The 13,620-nt window shown below is 72.4% G+C and carries 16 protein-coding genes; 7 read left to right on the top strand and 9 right to left on the bottom strand.

All coding sequences use genetic code 11. The features are described from left to right. Nucleotides 1–4: 4 nt before the first annotated feature. The 3 genes from tuf to ACWCQS_RS39550 form a co-directional block, all read right to left on the bottom strand. Entirely contained in the window at nt 5–1,186 is a 1,182-nt protein-coding gene (gene tuf, locus ACWCQS_RS39560) for an elongation factor Tu (protein WP_451008977.1), read from the bottom strand. A 100-nt stretch (nt 1,187–1,286) separates the two neighbouring features. Continuing rightward, entirely contained in the window at nt 1,287–1,439 is a 153-nt protein-coding gene (locus ACWCQS_RS39555; protein ID WP_451009020.1) for a hypothetical protein, read from the bottom strand. A gap of 7 nt (nt 1,440–1,446) precedes the next feature. Continuing rightward, nucleotides 1,447–2,169 (bottom strand): DNA alkylation repair protein, encoded by a 723-nt coding sequence (locus ACWCQS_RS39550; protein ID WP_451008976.1) that lies wholly within the window; start codon nt 2,167–2,169, stop codon nt 1,447–1,449. A gap of 140 nt (nt 2,170–2,309) precedes the next feature. Here ACWCQS_RS39550 and ACWCQS_RS39545 point away from each other — a divergent pair, with 140 nt between their 5' ends. Together ACWCQS_RS39545 and ACWCQS_RS39540 are read left to right on the top strand one after the other, a co-directional pair. Beyond that, on the top strand, nt 2,310–3,461 hold the full coding sequence (locus ACWCQS_RS39545; RefSeq protein ID WP_451009016.1) for a glutathione-independent formaldehyde dehydrogenase: 1,152 nt from the start codon (nt 2,310–2,312) through the stop codon (nt 3,459–3,461). Nucleotides 3,462–3,558: 97 nt separating this feature from the next. Beyond that, nucleotides 3,559–4,326 (top strand): TVP38/TMEM64 family protein, encoded by a 768-nt coding sequence (locus tag ACWCQS_RS39540; protein ID WP_451008975.1) that lies wholly within the window; start codon nt 3,559–3,561, stop codon nt 4,324–4,326. A gap of 12 nt (nt 4,327–4,338) precedes the next feature. Here the strand turns inward: ACWCQS_RS39540 and ACWCQS_RS39535 are convergent, their stop codons facing one another. Next, nucleotides 4,339–5,508, bottom strand: a complete 1,170-nt coding sequence (locus ACWCQS_RS39535) for a thiolase family protein (RefSeq protein ID WP_451008974.1) — start codon at nt 5,506–5,508, stop codon at nt 4,339–4,341. A 136-nt stretch (nt 5,509–5,644) separates the two neighbouring features. Between ACWCQS_RS39535 and ACWCQS_RS39530 the strand changes: the two genes are divergently transcribed. Beyond that, nucleotides 5,645–6,115, top strand: a complete 471-nt coding sequence (locus tag ACWCQS_RS39530; protein WP_451008973.1) for a winged helix-turn-helix transcriptional regulator — start codon at nt 5,645–5,647, stop codon at nt 6,113–6,115. A gap of 3 nt (nt 6,116–6,118) precedes the next feature. On the opposite strand, the gene ACWCQS_RS39525 is transcribed toward ACWCQS_RS39530, so the two are convergent. The 4 genes from ACWCQS_RS39525 to ACWCQS_RS39510 all read right to left on the bottom strand — a co-directional run bounded on the left by ACWCQS_RS39525 (nt 6,119) and on the right by ACWCQS_RS39510 (nt 9,365). Next, nucleotides 6,119–6,394, bottom strand: a complete 276-nt coding sequence (locus ACWCQS_RS39525; protein WP_451008972.1) for a YciI family protein — start codon at nt 6,392–6,394, stop codon at nt 6,119–6,121. A gap of 141 nt (nt 6,395–6,535) precedes the next feature. Next, the gene (locus ACWCQS_RS39520) at nt 6,536–7,258 is read right to left on the bottom strand and encodes a cupin domain-containing protein (RefSeq protein WP_451008971.1); all 723 of its coding nucleotides are present in this window, start codon (nt 7,256–7,258) and stop codon (nt 6,536–6,538) included. Further along, nucleotides 7,255–8,187: a DUF6807 domain-containing protein gene (locus ACWCQS_RS39515; RefSeq protein WP_451008970.1), complete on the bottom strand. Its 933-nt coding sequence runs from the start codon at nt 8,185–8,187 to the stop codon at nt 7,255–7,257. Before ACWCQS_RS39515 ends, ACWCQS_RS39520 begins: the two co-directional genes overlap by 4 nt. Continuing rightward, nucleotides 8,184–9,365 (bottom strand): Gfo/Idh/MocA family protein, encoded by a 1,182-nt coding sequence (locus tag ACWCQS_RS39510; RefSeq protein ID WP_451008969.1) that lies wholly within the window; start codon nt 9,363–9,365, stop codon nt 8,184–8,186. The genes ACWCQS_RS39515 and ACWCQS_RS39510 overlap by 4 nt, the downstream gene beginning before the upstream one ends. 129 nt (nt 9,366–9,494) lie before the next feature. Here ACWCQS_RS39510 and ACWCQS_RS39505 point away from each other — a divergent pair, with 129 nt between their 5' ends. From ACWCQS_RS39505 to lnt, 4 genes are all read left to right on the top strand, one after another. Next, entirely contained in the window at nt 9,495–9,812 is a 318-nt protein-coding gene (locus tag ACWCQS_RS39505; protein ID WP_451008968.1) for a hypothetical protein, read from the top strand. 91 nt (nt 9,813–9,903) lie between these two features. Beyond that, on the top strand, nt 9,904–10,083 hold the full coding sequence (locus ACWCQS_RS39500) for a hypothetical protein (RefSeq protein ID WP_451008967.1): 180 nt from the start codon (nt 9,904–9,906) through the stop codon (nt 10,081–10,083). A gap of 551 nt (nt 10,084–10,634) precedes the next feature. Further along, nucleotides 10,635–11,111, top strand: a complete 477-nt coding sequence (locus tag ACWCQS_RS39495; protein ID WP_451008966.1) for a nuclear transport factor 2 family protein — start codon at nt 10,635–10,637, stop codon at nt 11,109–11,111. Nucleotides 11,112–11,211: 100 nt separating this feature from the next. Beyond that, nucleotides 11,212–12,786, top strand: coding sequence for an apolipoprotein N-acyltransferase (gene lnt, locus ACWCQS_RS39490; protein ID WP_451008965.1), 1,575 nt, complete (start codon nt 11,212–11,214; stop codon nt 12,784–12,786). Here lnt and ACWCQS_RS39485 read toward each other — a convergent pair. Next, entirely contained in the window at nt 12,704–13,615 is a 912-nt protein-coding gene (locus ACWCQS_RS39485) for a Gfo/Idh/MocA family protein (RefSeq protein ID WP_451008964.1), read from the bottom strand. The genes lnt and ACWCQS_RS39485 overlap by 83 nt on opposite strands. Nucleotides 13,616–13,620 lie beyond the last annotated feature (5 nt).

The following is a 13,620-nucleotide window of genomic DNA, read 5'->3' as shown; positions in this document are numbered from 1 at the left end:
GGTCTCACTCCACGGTGGACACCGTCCCCGCGCCCACGGTCCGTCCACCCTCACGGATGGCGAACCCGAGCCCCGGCTCCAACGGCACCTCCCGCCCCAGTTCAACGACCATCTCCACGGTCTCCCCGGGCCGGGCGGCACCCACCGGACCGAGGTCGACGTCCCCCACGACATCCGCCGTACGGATGTAGAACTGCGGCCGGTACCCGGTCACCACCGGCGTCGTACGGCCCCCCTCGCGCCCCGACAGCAGATACACCCGAGCCGAGAACCGCCGGGCGGGCACGACACTGCCCGGCGCCGCCACGACGTGCCCGCGCCGCACGGCGTCGCGTGGCACACCCCGCAGCAGCACCGCCACGTTGTCCCCGGCCTGCGCCTCGTCCATGGGCTTGCCGAAGGTCTCCAGCCCGGTGACGACGGACTCCACATCGGCGCCGAGCACCGACACCCGGTCCCCCAGACGGAGCGTCCCCCGCTCCACGGCGCCGGTGACGACCGTGCCCCGGCCGGTGATCGTGAGCACGTTCTCCACCGGCAGCAGGAACGGCGCGTCCAGGTACCGCTCCGGCATGGGCACATAGGTGTCCACCGCGTCGAGCAGCGCCTCGATGGATGCCGTCCAGCGCGGGTCGCCCTCCAGCGCGCGCAGCCCGGAGACCCGTACGACCGGCACGGCGTCGCCCGGGTAGCCCTGGGCCGTGAGCAGGTCGCGGACCTCCAGCTCGACGAGGTCGATCAGCTCCTCGTCGTCCGTGCCGTCGGCCTTGTTGAGCGCGACGACGATGTGGTCGACGCCCACCTGCCGGGCGAGCAGCACGTGTTCGGCGGTCTGCGGCATGATGCCGTCGAGCGCGGACACGACGAGGATCGCCCCGTCGAGCTGCGCCGCGCCGGTGACCATGTTCTTGACGTAGTCGGCGTGCCCCGGCATGTCCACGTGGGCGTAGTGCCGGGTGTCGGTCTCGTACTCGACGTGCGCGATGTTGATGGTGATGCCGCGCGCGGCCTCCTCCGGGGCCCGGTCGATGCGGTCGAACGAAACGTATCGAGTGGTGCTGCCGGTGCCGCGCTCGGCGAGGACCTTGGTGATGGCGGCGGTCAGGGTGGTCTTGCCATGGTCGACGTGCCCCATGGTGCCGATGTTCAGGTGCGGCTTGGTGCGCACGTAGGCCGTTTTGGACATGGCTGTACCTCGAAGCCTCTCAGCCGTGAGAAGGAAATGCGGGACCCCGGGGACTGGCCGACCCTCCCCCTGCGGGGTCCGCCGGACGTTCCGGAGAGGGTCAGCTTCGGGCGCCGTCGACAGCGGCCACGAGGATCGGGACGGCAGCCTTCGGCGCATCCGCGACGGCGGATGCTGCGAGGAGGAAGGCGTACCGGAACATGCCGTCGATCCTCGTCGACGGCGTGTCCGGCGTCGAATGGTTTTCCGCCATGGGGAGTTCAGCCGCCGATGTTCTCCAGCGCCTCCCGGACGGTCAGCGGCGCGAACCGGCCCCGCTCCCGCGCCAGGAAGGCCCGTACGGCCTCGGGGCCGGTCTTGGCGTACTCGCGCAGGGCCCAGCCGATCGCCTTGCGGACGAAGAAGTCGGGATGCCCGGACTGGAGCAGGCAGTAGGTGAACAGCCGGTCGGTGTCGGTGCTTTCCTTGCGGGCCGGCTGATGGAGCAGGGCCGTGCGCACCAGCCACAGGTCGCCGTCGGTGATCCAGGCGTCCATGTCGGCGGTGAGCCCGGGATCGGCGGCGACCAGGCGCCCGACCACGTGCGCGGCGAGCGGATCCACGGTGTCCCACCAGGGGACGGTGGTGACGAGGTGCCGGGTCACCGGCACGAAGCCGGAGGAGCACCGTCCGGCGTGCCGGCGCAGATGGTCCACCGCGAAGTAGTGGTACTCGCGCCCGGGCAGTGCCCAGCAGCACAGCGCGATCGCGGTGCAGTCGGCCTCGTCGGGGCGCGGGGTGCCCGCGAGGACGGTGCGGGACAGGGCGCGGCGGTCCAGGGTGGGGATGCCGAGGAAAGGCGCCACGTCCCTCGTGTACGCCCGCATCGGGCCGGCCCGACCGGGGTCTGCGGCGGCCGGGAACACGGCCGTCACCTGCTCCAGCACGGTGTCGGCGAGGGCGCTGCGCGGCAGCTGCGGCGGGGCCGCCCCGGTGACGGCCATGAACGAACCCTGCTATCGAATACACGTTCGTACATGCCGCGCGAACCACAGCTCAGCGGCCCCTCCCGACGCGGGTTGCACCCCCTTGCACACCGGCGTTACCTGGAGGTACTGGCGGTGGAGCGGCGGAGGTGACAGAGGTGAAGGCCGTCGTCTACGAAGAGCCCTTCAGCGTGGTGGTGAAGGACGTCCAGGATCCCCGGATCCAGCATCCCAACGATGTGCTGGTACGCGTCACGTCGAGCGCCATATGCGGCTCGGACCTGCACATGTACGAAGGCCGCACGGCGGCCGAGTCGGGCATCGTCTTCGGGCACGAGAACCTCGGCATCATCGAGGAGGTCGGCAGCGGCGTGACCTCCCTGAACCAGGGTGACCGTGTCGTGATGCCGTTCAACGTCGCCTGCGGATTCTGCAAGAACTGTCTCGCCGGGAAGACCGGCTTCTGTCTGACGGTCAATCCCGGATTCGCGGGCGGGGCCTACGGCTATGTGGCGATGGGCCCCTACAAGGGCGGCCAGGCCGAGCTGTTGCGGGTGCCGTTCGCCGACTTCAACTGCTTGAAACTGCCTCCGGGCGACGAGTTCGAGACCGATTTCGTGCTGCTCGCCGACATCTTCCCGACGGGCTACCACGGTTGCGAACTCGCCCAGGTGTCCCCGGGTGAGAGCGTGGCCGTCTACGGCGCCGGACCGGTGGGGCTGATGGCCGCCTACTCGGCGCTGCTGCGCGGTGCGTCGAAGGTGTTCTCCGTCGACCGGGTGCCCGAGCGGCTCGCCAAGGCGGAGGAGATCGGGGCCATCCCGATCGACTTCACCAAGGGCGACCCGGCGGAGCAGATCAAGGAGCAGACCGGGGGCGAGGGCACCGACAAGGGTGTCGACGCCGTCGGCTACCAGGCCCAGGCGCACGACGCCAGCCACGAGGAGCCGGCCATCGTCCTCAACGAGCTGGTCATGACGGTACGGCCGACCGGCATGCTCGGTGTGCCGGGTCTGTACGTGCCCTCGGACCCGGGCGGTCCCGACGAGCACGCCAAGCACGGCCAGCTGCTGGTCTCCATCGGCAAGATGTTCGAGAAGGGCCAGCAGATGGGCACCGGTCAGTGCAACGTCAAGCGGTACAACCGTCAGCTGCGCGACCTGATCATCGCCGGGCGCGCCAAGCCCAGTTTCGTGGTCTCCCACGAGCTGCCGCTGGACCAGGCGCCGCAGGCGTACGAGAAGTTCGACAAGCGGGTCGAGGGCTACACCAAGGTGGTACTGCACCCCGGGCACGCGCTCGCCGCGTGAGACACGGGCCGACGGGTCCGGGCGCCTTGGGTGCCCGGACCCGTCGATGCGCGGCACTTGACGGCGATCACACGCGTTCGTCGGTTAATGTCACCGGATGCTCGATGCCAACCGCTCTGGCACCGCCACGGCCCCTCCCCGGGCCGCCGCCACGGAGCTCGTCGTACCCGTGTCGCCCCTGCCCCGCGCCGGTTTCGCCGGGCGGTGCGCGCGGGCCCTGGCGCACCCCTATGCCCGGCTGTCGCTGCTGCTCGCCCTGCTCGCCGCTGCCGCCGCGTGCGTGCTGGTCTTCGAACCGCAGCGGCTGCTGACGGACGGCTGGCCGCCGCAGCTGGGCGGGGCCGCGGCGGCCGCGGTGTTCGGTGTGGCGTACGGGCTGTGCACCGTGGCGTTCGTGCCGCGTCCCCTGCTCAACCTGGCGGCGGGCGCGCTGTTCGGCTCGCAGCTGGGGCTGGCGACGGCGCTGGCGGGCACGGTGCTCGGGGCGGGTGTGGCCTTCGGGCTCGGGCGGGTGCTCGGGCAGGACGCGCTGCGCCCGCTGCTGCGGGGCCGCTGGCTGCAGGCGGCCGACGGTCAGCTGAGCCGGCACGGGTTCCGGTCCATGCTGGCGGCCCGGCTCTTCCCGGGCGTGCCGTTCTGGGCGGCGAACTACTGCGCGGCCGTCTCCCGCATGGGCTGGTGGCCGTTTCTGCTGGCCACCGCGGTCGGCTCGGTGCCGAACACCGCCGCCTACGCGGTCGCCGGCGCCCGCGCCTCCGCGCCGACGTCTCCCGCCTTCCTGATCGCGATGGCCGGTATCGCCGTACCGGCGCTGCTGGGCGCGGTGGTGGCCTGGCGCAAGCGTCACCACCTGCGCCGCCCGTAACGGTCACATCGGTCAGACGCCTTCGAGGATCATCGCGTTGGCCAGTCCGCCCGCCTCGCACATGGTCTGCAGGGCGTAGCGGGCGCCGCGTTCCCGCATGGCGTGGACCAGGGTGGTGGTCAGCCGGGTGCCGCTGGCGCCGAGCGGGTGGCCGAGGGCGATCGCGCCGCCGTGCACATTGACCTTCGCCAGATCGGCGCCGGTCTCCTGCTGCCAGGCCAGCACCACGCTGGAGAAGGCCTCGTTGACCTCGAAGAGGTCGATGTCGGCCAGGCTCAGCCCCGCCCTGCGGAGCACCTTCTCGGTGGCCGGTATGACGCCCGTCAGCATGAGCAGCGGATCGGAGCCGGTGACGGCGAAGCTGTGCAGGCGGGCCAGCGGGCGCAGACCGAGGCGGGCCGCGGTGTCGCTGGAGGTGATCAGCACGGCGGAGGCGCCGTCGTTGATCGGACTGGCGTTGCCCGCGGTCACGTTCCACTCGATCTGCGGGAAGCGCTCGGCGAAGCCGGGGTCGTGGTAGGCGGGCCTGAGGCCGGCGAGGACCTCCGGGGTGCTGTCGGGGCGTACGCACTCGTCGCGGGCAACGCCGTCCAGCGGCGCGATCTCGGCGTCGAAGAGGCCGGCCTGCCACGCGGCGGCGGCCTTGCGGTGCGAGGAGACGGCGAACTCGTCCATCCGCGCGCGCGTGAGGGACCACTTGGCGGCGATCAGCTCCGCGCTGATGCCCTGCGGGACCAGGCCCTCGGGGTAGCGCTCGGCGACGCCGGGACCGAACGGGTCCTTGCCCGCGGGCACGTTGGACCACATCGGCACTCGGCTCATCGACTCCACACCGCAGGCGACCACCAGGTCGTACGCCCCGGACATGACGCCCTGCGCGGCGAAGTGCACGGCCTGCTGGGAGGAGCCGCACTGGCGGTCCACCGTGGTCGCCGGGACCGTCTCGGGGAAGCCGGCGGACAGTACGGCGTACCGGGTGGTGTTCATGGCCTGCTCGCCGACCTGGTCGACGGTGCCGCCGATGACGTCGTCGATCAGCGCGGGGTCGACGCCGGAGCGCTCGACCAGGGTGCGCAGGGTGTGGGCGAGCAGTTGCACGGGGTGGACATGGGCGAGGGAGCCGTTCGGCTTGCCCTTGCCGATGGGGGTGCGCACGGCTTCGACGATCACTGCGTCGCGCATGGCGGGGCCTCCTTGGCCGCCTGGCTGTCCGCGGCGAGCCGGGTGGCGGGCTACGGCAGCTACCAGTGAGTAGGAAATCCAAACTCACCATAGCTCGGAGGGTTGGAAAAACAAACCCTCCTCTAGACTTGCCCTCATGGCCGCCACGAAAGACCCGCGCCCCTGCTCCATCGCCGACGCCCTCGCGCTGGTCGGCGAGAAGTACTCCCTGCTCGTCCTGCGCGAGGTGTGCCTGGGCAACGGCCGCTTCGACCAGCTCGTGCGCAACATCGGCGCCCCGCGCGACATCCTGGCCGCCCGGCTGCGCCGGCTCGTGGACGCCGGGATTCTCACCAAGCGCGCCTACAGCGAGCGCCCGCAGCGCTTCGAGTACCGGGCCACGCAGGCCGGCCTGGAGCTGGAGCCGGTCCTGATGACGCTCAAGGAGTGGGGCGACCGCCACATCCGCAAGGGCGTCGACCTGCCCATGGCCGTCGAGCACATCTGCGGCAACGAACTGGTCCCGGTGGTCACCTGCCGGGCCTGCGGCGAGGAGGTCCGCCACGAGGACGTGACGGCCCATCCGCAGGCGCCGGGGTGGACGCGCACCGGACCGACGGCGGCGTGAGGCTCAGGGCGCGGTGAGGGCCTCGTTCCACTCACGGATGCGCCAGGCCTTCACCACCCCGTGCAGGACGAACGGGTCACCGGCGACGAACTCCTCGGCCGCCTCGCGCGTGCGGAAGACGGCCATCGAGCCCTCTTCCCGGGGGTTCGCGAACGGGCCGATCATCAGCAGCTCGCCGCGTTCGACGAACGGCTGGTAGCGGGCCACGTGGGCGGCGAAGTGGGCGGGCGCCTTCTCGTCCAGGTCGTCGGCCGACTCGTAGAACACCACGTACTTCATCGAGCCTCCCCGCGCATCGGGCCCTTCCCTCTCCAGGCTACCCGCCCGGCAACCGGGCCGACCGGCCCGGGCCCCGGCGGGCCGGCCATGGCCGGCTTGCCACGGCCGGGGCGCGGACGCCCCCGGACGCCGGCACGACCTCTAGGGCCCCGCGTAGCCGTCCAGCCGCCCGCACATCCCGAACTTTCCCTGCTCAACGGGCAGTTCCGCCCGCACGACCGCCTCGGCGAGGTACGAGACGTCACCCCGTTCCAGGCGGTCCAGCTGCTCCCCCGTGGCCACGGCGGCAGCGGCGGCGCCGCTCCTCCAGCGCCGGCGCCACTCGGCGATCCGGGGCCGCACCAGCGCGGCGGCGGCCCGGTGGAAGGCGGCCAGCGGCTGAGGCCCCGAGGCCTCGCGGAGCGCCCGGTAGCCGTCCAGGGCCAGGTCACGTCGAGCGCGGGCGATCCGCTCCCGCTCGGCTTCCGGGGCCTCGGCCGGGATCGTGGTCGCGGCGGCGTACGTCTCCGGGTCGGCCAGGTACTCCGGCGGGAGCGTGAGCACCGCGTCCCCCGCCTCCGGCAGCCCGCTGTTCTGCATCAGGACGGTGATGCGCAGATCGCCCTCGTTGACCAGCCGGTGGATGGTGCCCGGCGTGAACCAGGCGACCCTGCCGGGCGCGAGCGGGGTGACCTCGTAGCCGGACGCGGTCAGCGTCTGTACCGCGCCCCGGCCACCAGTGACGACGTAAGCCTCCGAACAGGCCAGATGGACATGGGGAGTTCCGCCGCGCACCCCGTCGGCGGCGGGCCAGTCGTACACGCACAGCCCCGAGACGGCGACGCCGCCCGGCAGACCCGTGAACGTGTGCTCCCCTGCGCTCACCACGGATGCGCCTCCAGGTACTTGACGACGTCCTCCCGCTGCCAGGCACCGTCCGTCACGACGACCCGGTAACGGCGGCGGAGCGTGTCGCCGGGGGCGAGTTCCAGCTCCTCGAAGAAGGACCAGGAGGCGGCGACGGCGGCGAAGGGATCGTTGCGCACGAACCAGTGGGCGGGATGGGTTCCGCCCGCACCGGAGTGGTCGTTCCCCGGGGCGTGCGCGAAGACGAGGGTGGCATGGCCGTCGGTGCCGTCGTGTTCGCCGCAGTACGCGAGCCAGGGCGCCCGGGTGCCCATCAGCGCGGGCCCCTCCCCCTGCGGCCCGATGATCCGCCCCTCCCGGAAGGCACGTGGGCCCCGCCAGAACAGGCCGGTGTAGCCCGCCAGTTCCCGCCCGGCGGTGGTCGGGCTGCCGAAGACGAGCGGCTCGGCACGCCGGTTGGTGATCGCACTGGTCCACGTCAGCGCCCAGGAGCCGGAGTCCGGCTCGACGTCGTGGACCTCGATCCGCCGCTCCTCCTCGGCCCACAGCTCACCGTCGTACGGATGCCAGGTCAGCCGCTCGGCGATCGTCGCCCGGCCGTCGGCCGCCGCCGAGACCTCGTCGAAGCCGGCGTGGCGCATCGAGCCGACCCGCTCGGGCAGTTCGAGATACCCCTGCCCGTGGACGTAGGTGTTGCCGCCCCACAGGTTCGCCCCGGACAGGTGCGAGGCGGTCAGGGACAGGCCCTTGTGCCAGCGGTGGTCGTTCGGGCGGTAATCGGTGACGACGGCACCGGCGAGGGTGCGGACCGGGTGGAGGTACGGCCGGGGGGCCTCCCAGGCGGCTTCGGGGCGGTAGACGTAGCTGAACAGCTCGACGCCGCCGACCGGTTCGGAGACGGTGATCCGGTCGCCGTACGCATGGACGAGCCGCAGTCCGCCGGTCATGCCGGGACCTCCTCGGCGGTCGCGGGCGCCCAACCGGGGGCGCCGCCGTGCAGGGCGGTGTAGTAGGGGTCGCCGGGGCCGATCTCGCCGGCGCGGACGGTGGTGTCGGTGAAGGCCGACTTGTACAGGGCCGTGATCAGCTCCAGGCTGGTGCGCCCGTCCGCGCCGCTGCTGCGCGGCCGCTCGCCCGCCCGCATGCTCGCGACCAGTTCGCGCAGTTGGGCCAGGTGCGAGCTGGGCACGTCCGGACCGAAGTCCCGCCACCGCTCGGCCTGTTCGGCGGGGACGTGGGGGGCCGGGGTGATGCGCCAGTTGTCGTTGGCGTGGCCGTAGAGGTGGGTCAGCTCGACGGTCGCGCGCTCGCAGTCGATGCGGATGCGGCTGACCTCGTCGGGGCTCAGCACGCTGTTGACGACGGTCGCGAGGGCGCCGCTCGCGAAGCGGACCAGCGCGGTGGAGACGTCCTCCGTCTCGACGTCGTGCACCAGCCGCCCGGCCATGGCCCGCACCTCGCTCCACGGCCCGAGCAGGTCCAGCAGCAGGTCCATCTGGTGGATGCCGTGACCCATGGCCGGGCCGCCGCCCTCGGTGTGCCAGCGGCCCCGCCAGGGCACGGCGTAGTAGGCGGAGTCCCGGTACCAGGTGGTCTGACAGTGCGCCACCAGGGGCCGTCCGAGGGCGCCTTCGGCGAGCAGCCGGCGCACATGCCGGGATCCGGAGCCGAACCGGTGCTGGAAGACGATCGCCGCGTACGGACCGCCGTCCGCACCCTCCTCCGCCTCGATCGCGTCGAAGTCGGCGAGCGAGGGCACCGGCGGCTTCTCGCACCACACCCAGGCCCCGGCGCGCAGCGCCGCCACGGTCTGCGCGCGGTGCAGGGTGGGCGGTGTGCAGATGCTGACCAGGTCGGGCCGCTGTTCGGCCAGCATCCGGTCGAGGTCGGTATAGGCGTGCGGGATGCCGGTCTCGGCGCAGAAGGCCTCGACGGCGCCCTGGTCGATGTCGACGGCGGCGACGACCTCCGTCTCACCCTCCTCGGCGAGCCGAGCCAGTGCGGGCAGATGGGAGCCGCGCCCGATGGCGCCGGTGCCGATGACGGCCGCCCGGATGCGCCGGCCGGTGAACGGAGTTGTCGGACGAGGGCGGTTGGGCCTGGGCGGGAGGGGAGCGGGTGGCATGGGCGGGTTCAGCACTCCTCCGGTACGGCGGGCGCGCGGGCCGGCAGTGCGGCAAGCAAGGCAGCAAGCGCTTTCTCCTGCGCTGCAACGTAAGCGGCGGCGCCGGGGCCGGTCAACACCGGGGAGCGAATGAGCCGTTCACCCCCTGATTCGGCGCGGCGGCTCCGGCCCGCCTTCCCGGCGATCACCCAGATCGGCACGGAGAGCCGCCCCGGCTCCTGTCCGACCGCCGCTGTTTCGGACATCTCCCGGGCCCTGGACGGAACGGACCTCGACGGCGTCCTCGCCCGACTGCCCACGGCCCCACCCGCGGCCGCCGCTGCCTGCGGATTCCCCGGCTTCAGCGGTGACGTACGGGCCTACCTGGCCGGGCACTTCACCGCCACCCGCGCCTTCTTCCGCGAGGCGGCCCGGCGGGGCATGTGCGTGGTGGTCCGGATCGACTGAGGACGCGACGGCCGGCGGCGGTGACCAACCGCATACGTTCTGTGTAGCCGGGCGGTAGCGCACTGTCAGTGCTTACCCCTAGGCTGTCCGCGTGTCCCCCGATTTCCCGCCCTCTGGTTCCGTGCGGTCTGCCGCCGAGGTGAACGAGCAGATCCGGGCGCTGTGGCTGCGTGCGGGCGGCACCCTGTCGGCCCAGGAGCGCGCGGAGTACGAGCTGTTGGTGGTCGAGTGGGCCGAAGCGATCCGCGGTGAGGTCGTGAAGGCGGCCTGACGCGGGCGCCGGCCCGCTGCCGCCGGTCTGCGCCCGCAGATGCGCGAGCGCCTCGCCCGCCACCGGATACGGCAGCTCCTGGGGCAACAGCCTTGTCCCCCGCTCCAGTTCTGGCCGTGCGGCAGAGCTTGTCGGACCCACGTGGTTCCGCGTCCCGTGCAGCCACTGCCCCTGCCCGCTCAGCGGCACCTCCTGGCCGACCCGGACCCGGAGAAGCGAAGGCTCGTGGAACTCGACGCCGAGGCGTCCGTCGACGCCGTGGTCCAGTTGCTCGCCGACCCCGACAAGCGGGTACGCGCCATGGCGGGCGGCCGGCCACCCGGCGCTGCCGGTCGATCTGATCCTCCGGAGCTGCGGAGATCCGGAGACCTCCGCCCACGCCCTCGGCAACCCGAGCCTTCCCACGGAAGCCATGCACCGATACCTGGATGATGCGGGCATCCCTCGCTGGCGCGGACAGATCAGAAGCGCACAGCACGTCTCCGGCACGCGCCGGCGATTGTCCCGGCGCGCCTCTTGGCTCCGCGCCCGCCATGCCCAACACTGTGCCGATGACGCAGCGCGCTGAGCTCGCGACCGTGATCGACCGGCTGGCCGTGGACGAGCTGATCACCGCGTACGCGGTGGCGGTGGACGACGGAGACTGGACCGCGTACCGGATGCTTTTCACGACGGACGGGCGGGCCGACTACCGTTCGGCCGGCGGCATAGAGGGCGACGCGGGACAGGTCGCCGGATGGCTCGCGGAGAGCCTGGCACTGTTCGCCATGCGCCAGCACCTGATCGTCAACCGCCAGATCCGGTTCGGCCTCCTGGAACACGACACCGGCGACACCGCCTCGGTACGGGCCGACTACCTCAACCCGATGCGCTTCGCGAGCAACGGCAGCCCTACGGCTCCGGACCTGGTCTGCGGCGGCCGGTACGACTTCGCGCTCCTGCGCACCCGGGAGGGCTGGCGCCTGCGCAAGGTGGCGGTCGAGGAAAAATGGCGGCGCCTGCCGGCCAAGGGCACTGAAACCCCATAGGCGCGCGGGGTCCCGAACTCTTCCGCGCGCCCCCACGCCCCCTGTCGTAGATCGCCCCCACCGCGCACACTGGAATGAGCGCAGGGCAGGGAGGGCCCCCATGAGGACGATCAACCACTGGCTCGCCTCCCCTTGGCGGCGCTCGGGCGCTGCCGCGATCGCCGGCGCCCTTCCCGTGCTCTCGTTCCCGGCGCCGGCCCTGTGGTGGTTCGCCTACGTCGCGCTGGTCCCCTGGATTCTGCTGGCCCGGTCGGCTCCGAGCGGGCGCCGCGCGGCGTACGACGGCTGGTGCGGCGGCTTCGGCTTCCTGGTGGCCGTGCACCACTGGCTGTTGCCGAGCCTGCACGTGTTCATCTTCCTGATAGCCGCCCTGCTGGGCGCGCTCTGGGCGCCCTGGGGCTGGCTGGTGCGCCGGTTCCTCGGCGAGCAGCCGTCCCCGGGGCGGGGCGCCGCCGCGGTGCTGGTGCTGCCCTCCGGCTGGCTCATGGTGGAGCTGGTGCGCTCCTGGCAGGGGCTGGGTGGGCCGTGGGGCATGCTGGGCGCCAGCCAGTGGCAGGTGTCGCCGGCGCTGCGGCTGGCCTCGGTCGGCGGAGTGTGGCTGCTGAGCTTTCTGGTGGTGGCCGTCAACGTGGCGGCGGCCGTGCTGATATCCGTGCGCGAGGCCCGCGTCCCGGCCGTGGCCTCGCTGGTCGCCACGGCCGCCGCGACCTCGGCCGTATGGGCCTGGGCACCGCGCCCGCAGGTCGACGGGCAGGTGCGGATCGCCGTCGTACAGCCCGGGATCGTGGACGGGCACGACAGCGGCGAGAAGCGGTTCGACCGCGAGGAGCAGCTGACCCGGCGGCTCGTCGGACAGGACCTCGACCTGGTCGTGTGGGGCGAGTCCAGCGTCGGGTACGACCTGGGCCACCGGCCCGACCTGGCCCGGCGGATCGTCGCGCTGTCCCGCGCGACCGGCGCGGACGTGCTGGTGAACGTGGACGCCCGCCGCTCCGACCGGGCCGGGATCTACAAGAGTTCGGTGCTGATCGGTCCTGACGGCCCGACCGGCGAACGGTACGACAAGATGCGGCTCGTGCCCTTCGGCGAGTACATACCGGCACGCTCGCTCCTCGGCTGGGCCACCTCGGTCGGCAAGGCGGCCGGCGAGGACCGCAGGCGCGGCACCGAGCAGGTCGTGATGAACGTCGGGCACGGGCTGCGGATCGGCCCGCTGATCTGCTTCGAGACCGCGTTCCCCGACATGAGCCGGCATCTCGCCGAGGACGGCGCCGACGTCCTGCTCGGGCAGTCGGCCACCTCCACCTTCCAGGACAGCTGGGCACCGGAGCAGCATGCCTCGCTGGCCGCGCTGCGGGCCGCCGAGACCGGCCGCCCGATGGTGCACGCCACCCTCACCGGCGTCTCGGCCGTGTACGGCCCGGGCGGGCAGCAGCTCGGTCCGTGGCTCGGCACCGACGCGAGCACTGCCCGCGTGTACGACGTACCGCTCGCGCACGGCATCACGCCGTACGTCCGCTACGGCGACTGGCCGGTGCACGGCGCGCTGCTGGTGCTGGCGGCGCTGTGCGTCACCGAGAGCCTGCGGACGCTCAGGCTGCGGCGGAACGGTCCCGAACCGCTCGTACCACCCGCTCGCACAGCTCATGGGTCGCCAGCGCGTCCCGGGCACTGAGCACCTTCCCGGCGCGCACGGCGTCGAGGAAGGCGAGGACCGCCTGTTCGATGCCGCGCTGCCGGGCCACCGGCACCCAGTCGCCGCGCCGGCGCACGGTCGGCTGGCCCTTGTGGTCGATCACCTCGGCGAGGTTGAGCACCTGGCGCTTGGTGTCCTGCCCGGAGACCTCCAGGATCTCCTCCGTGGACCCGCTGAGCCGGTTCATCACGCCGAGCGCGGTGAAGCCGTCCCCGGCGAGCTGGAGCACGACATGGTGCAGCAGCCCGGCCTCGACGCGGGCGCGCACGGTGATGTCGTCGATCGTCCCCGGCACCAGGAAGCGCAGAGTGTCGACGACGTGGATGAAGTCGTCCAGGATCATCGAGCGCGGTTCCTCGGGCAGCCCGACCCGGTTCTTCTGCATGAGGATCAGCTCGCGCGGGTGCTCCAGACACTGCGCGTACCCGGGCGCGTACCGACGGTTGAAGCCGACGAACAGGGAGGCCCCGCGCTCCTCGGCGAGGCTCACCAACCGCTCGGAGTCGGCGAGTTCGTAGGCGAGCGGCTTGTCCACGTACGTCGGTACGCCCGCGTCGAGCAGCCGGGTGACGATCTCGGGGTGGACGGCGGTCGGCGCGTGCACGAAGGCCGCGTCGAGACCGGCGGCGAGCAGGGAGTCGAGCGTGGTGTGGCGCCGGCCGGGCGGCAGATGCAGGCTGTCCGCGACCCGGTCCAGAGTGGCGGGCGTCCTGGTCTGGAGGTGCAGGTCGACCCCCGGCTGCATGGCCAGCACCGGCAGGTACGCCTTCTGCGCGATGTCCCCGAGTCCGATGCAGCCGACCTTCACGTGCT

The organism is Streptomyces sp. NPDC002076 (assembly GCF_053593835.1).
The sequence above is the reverse complement of the archived record's forward strand: the minus strand, read 5'-3'. Positions and strand labels throughout refer to the sequence as shown.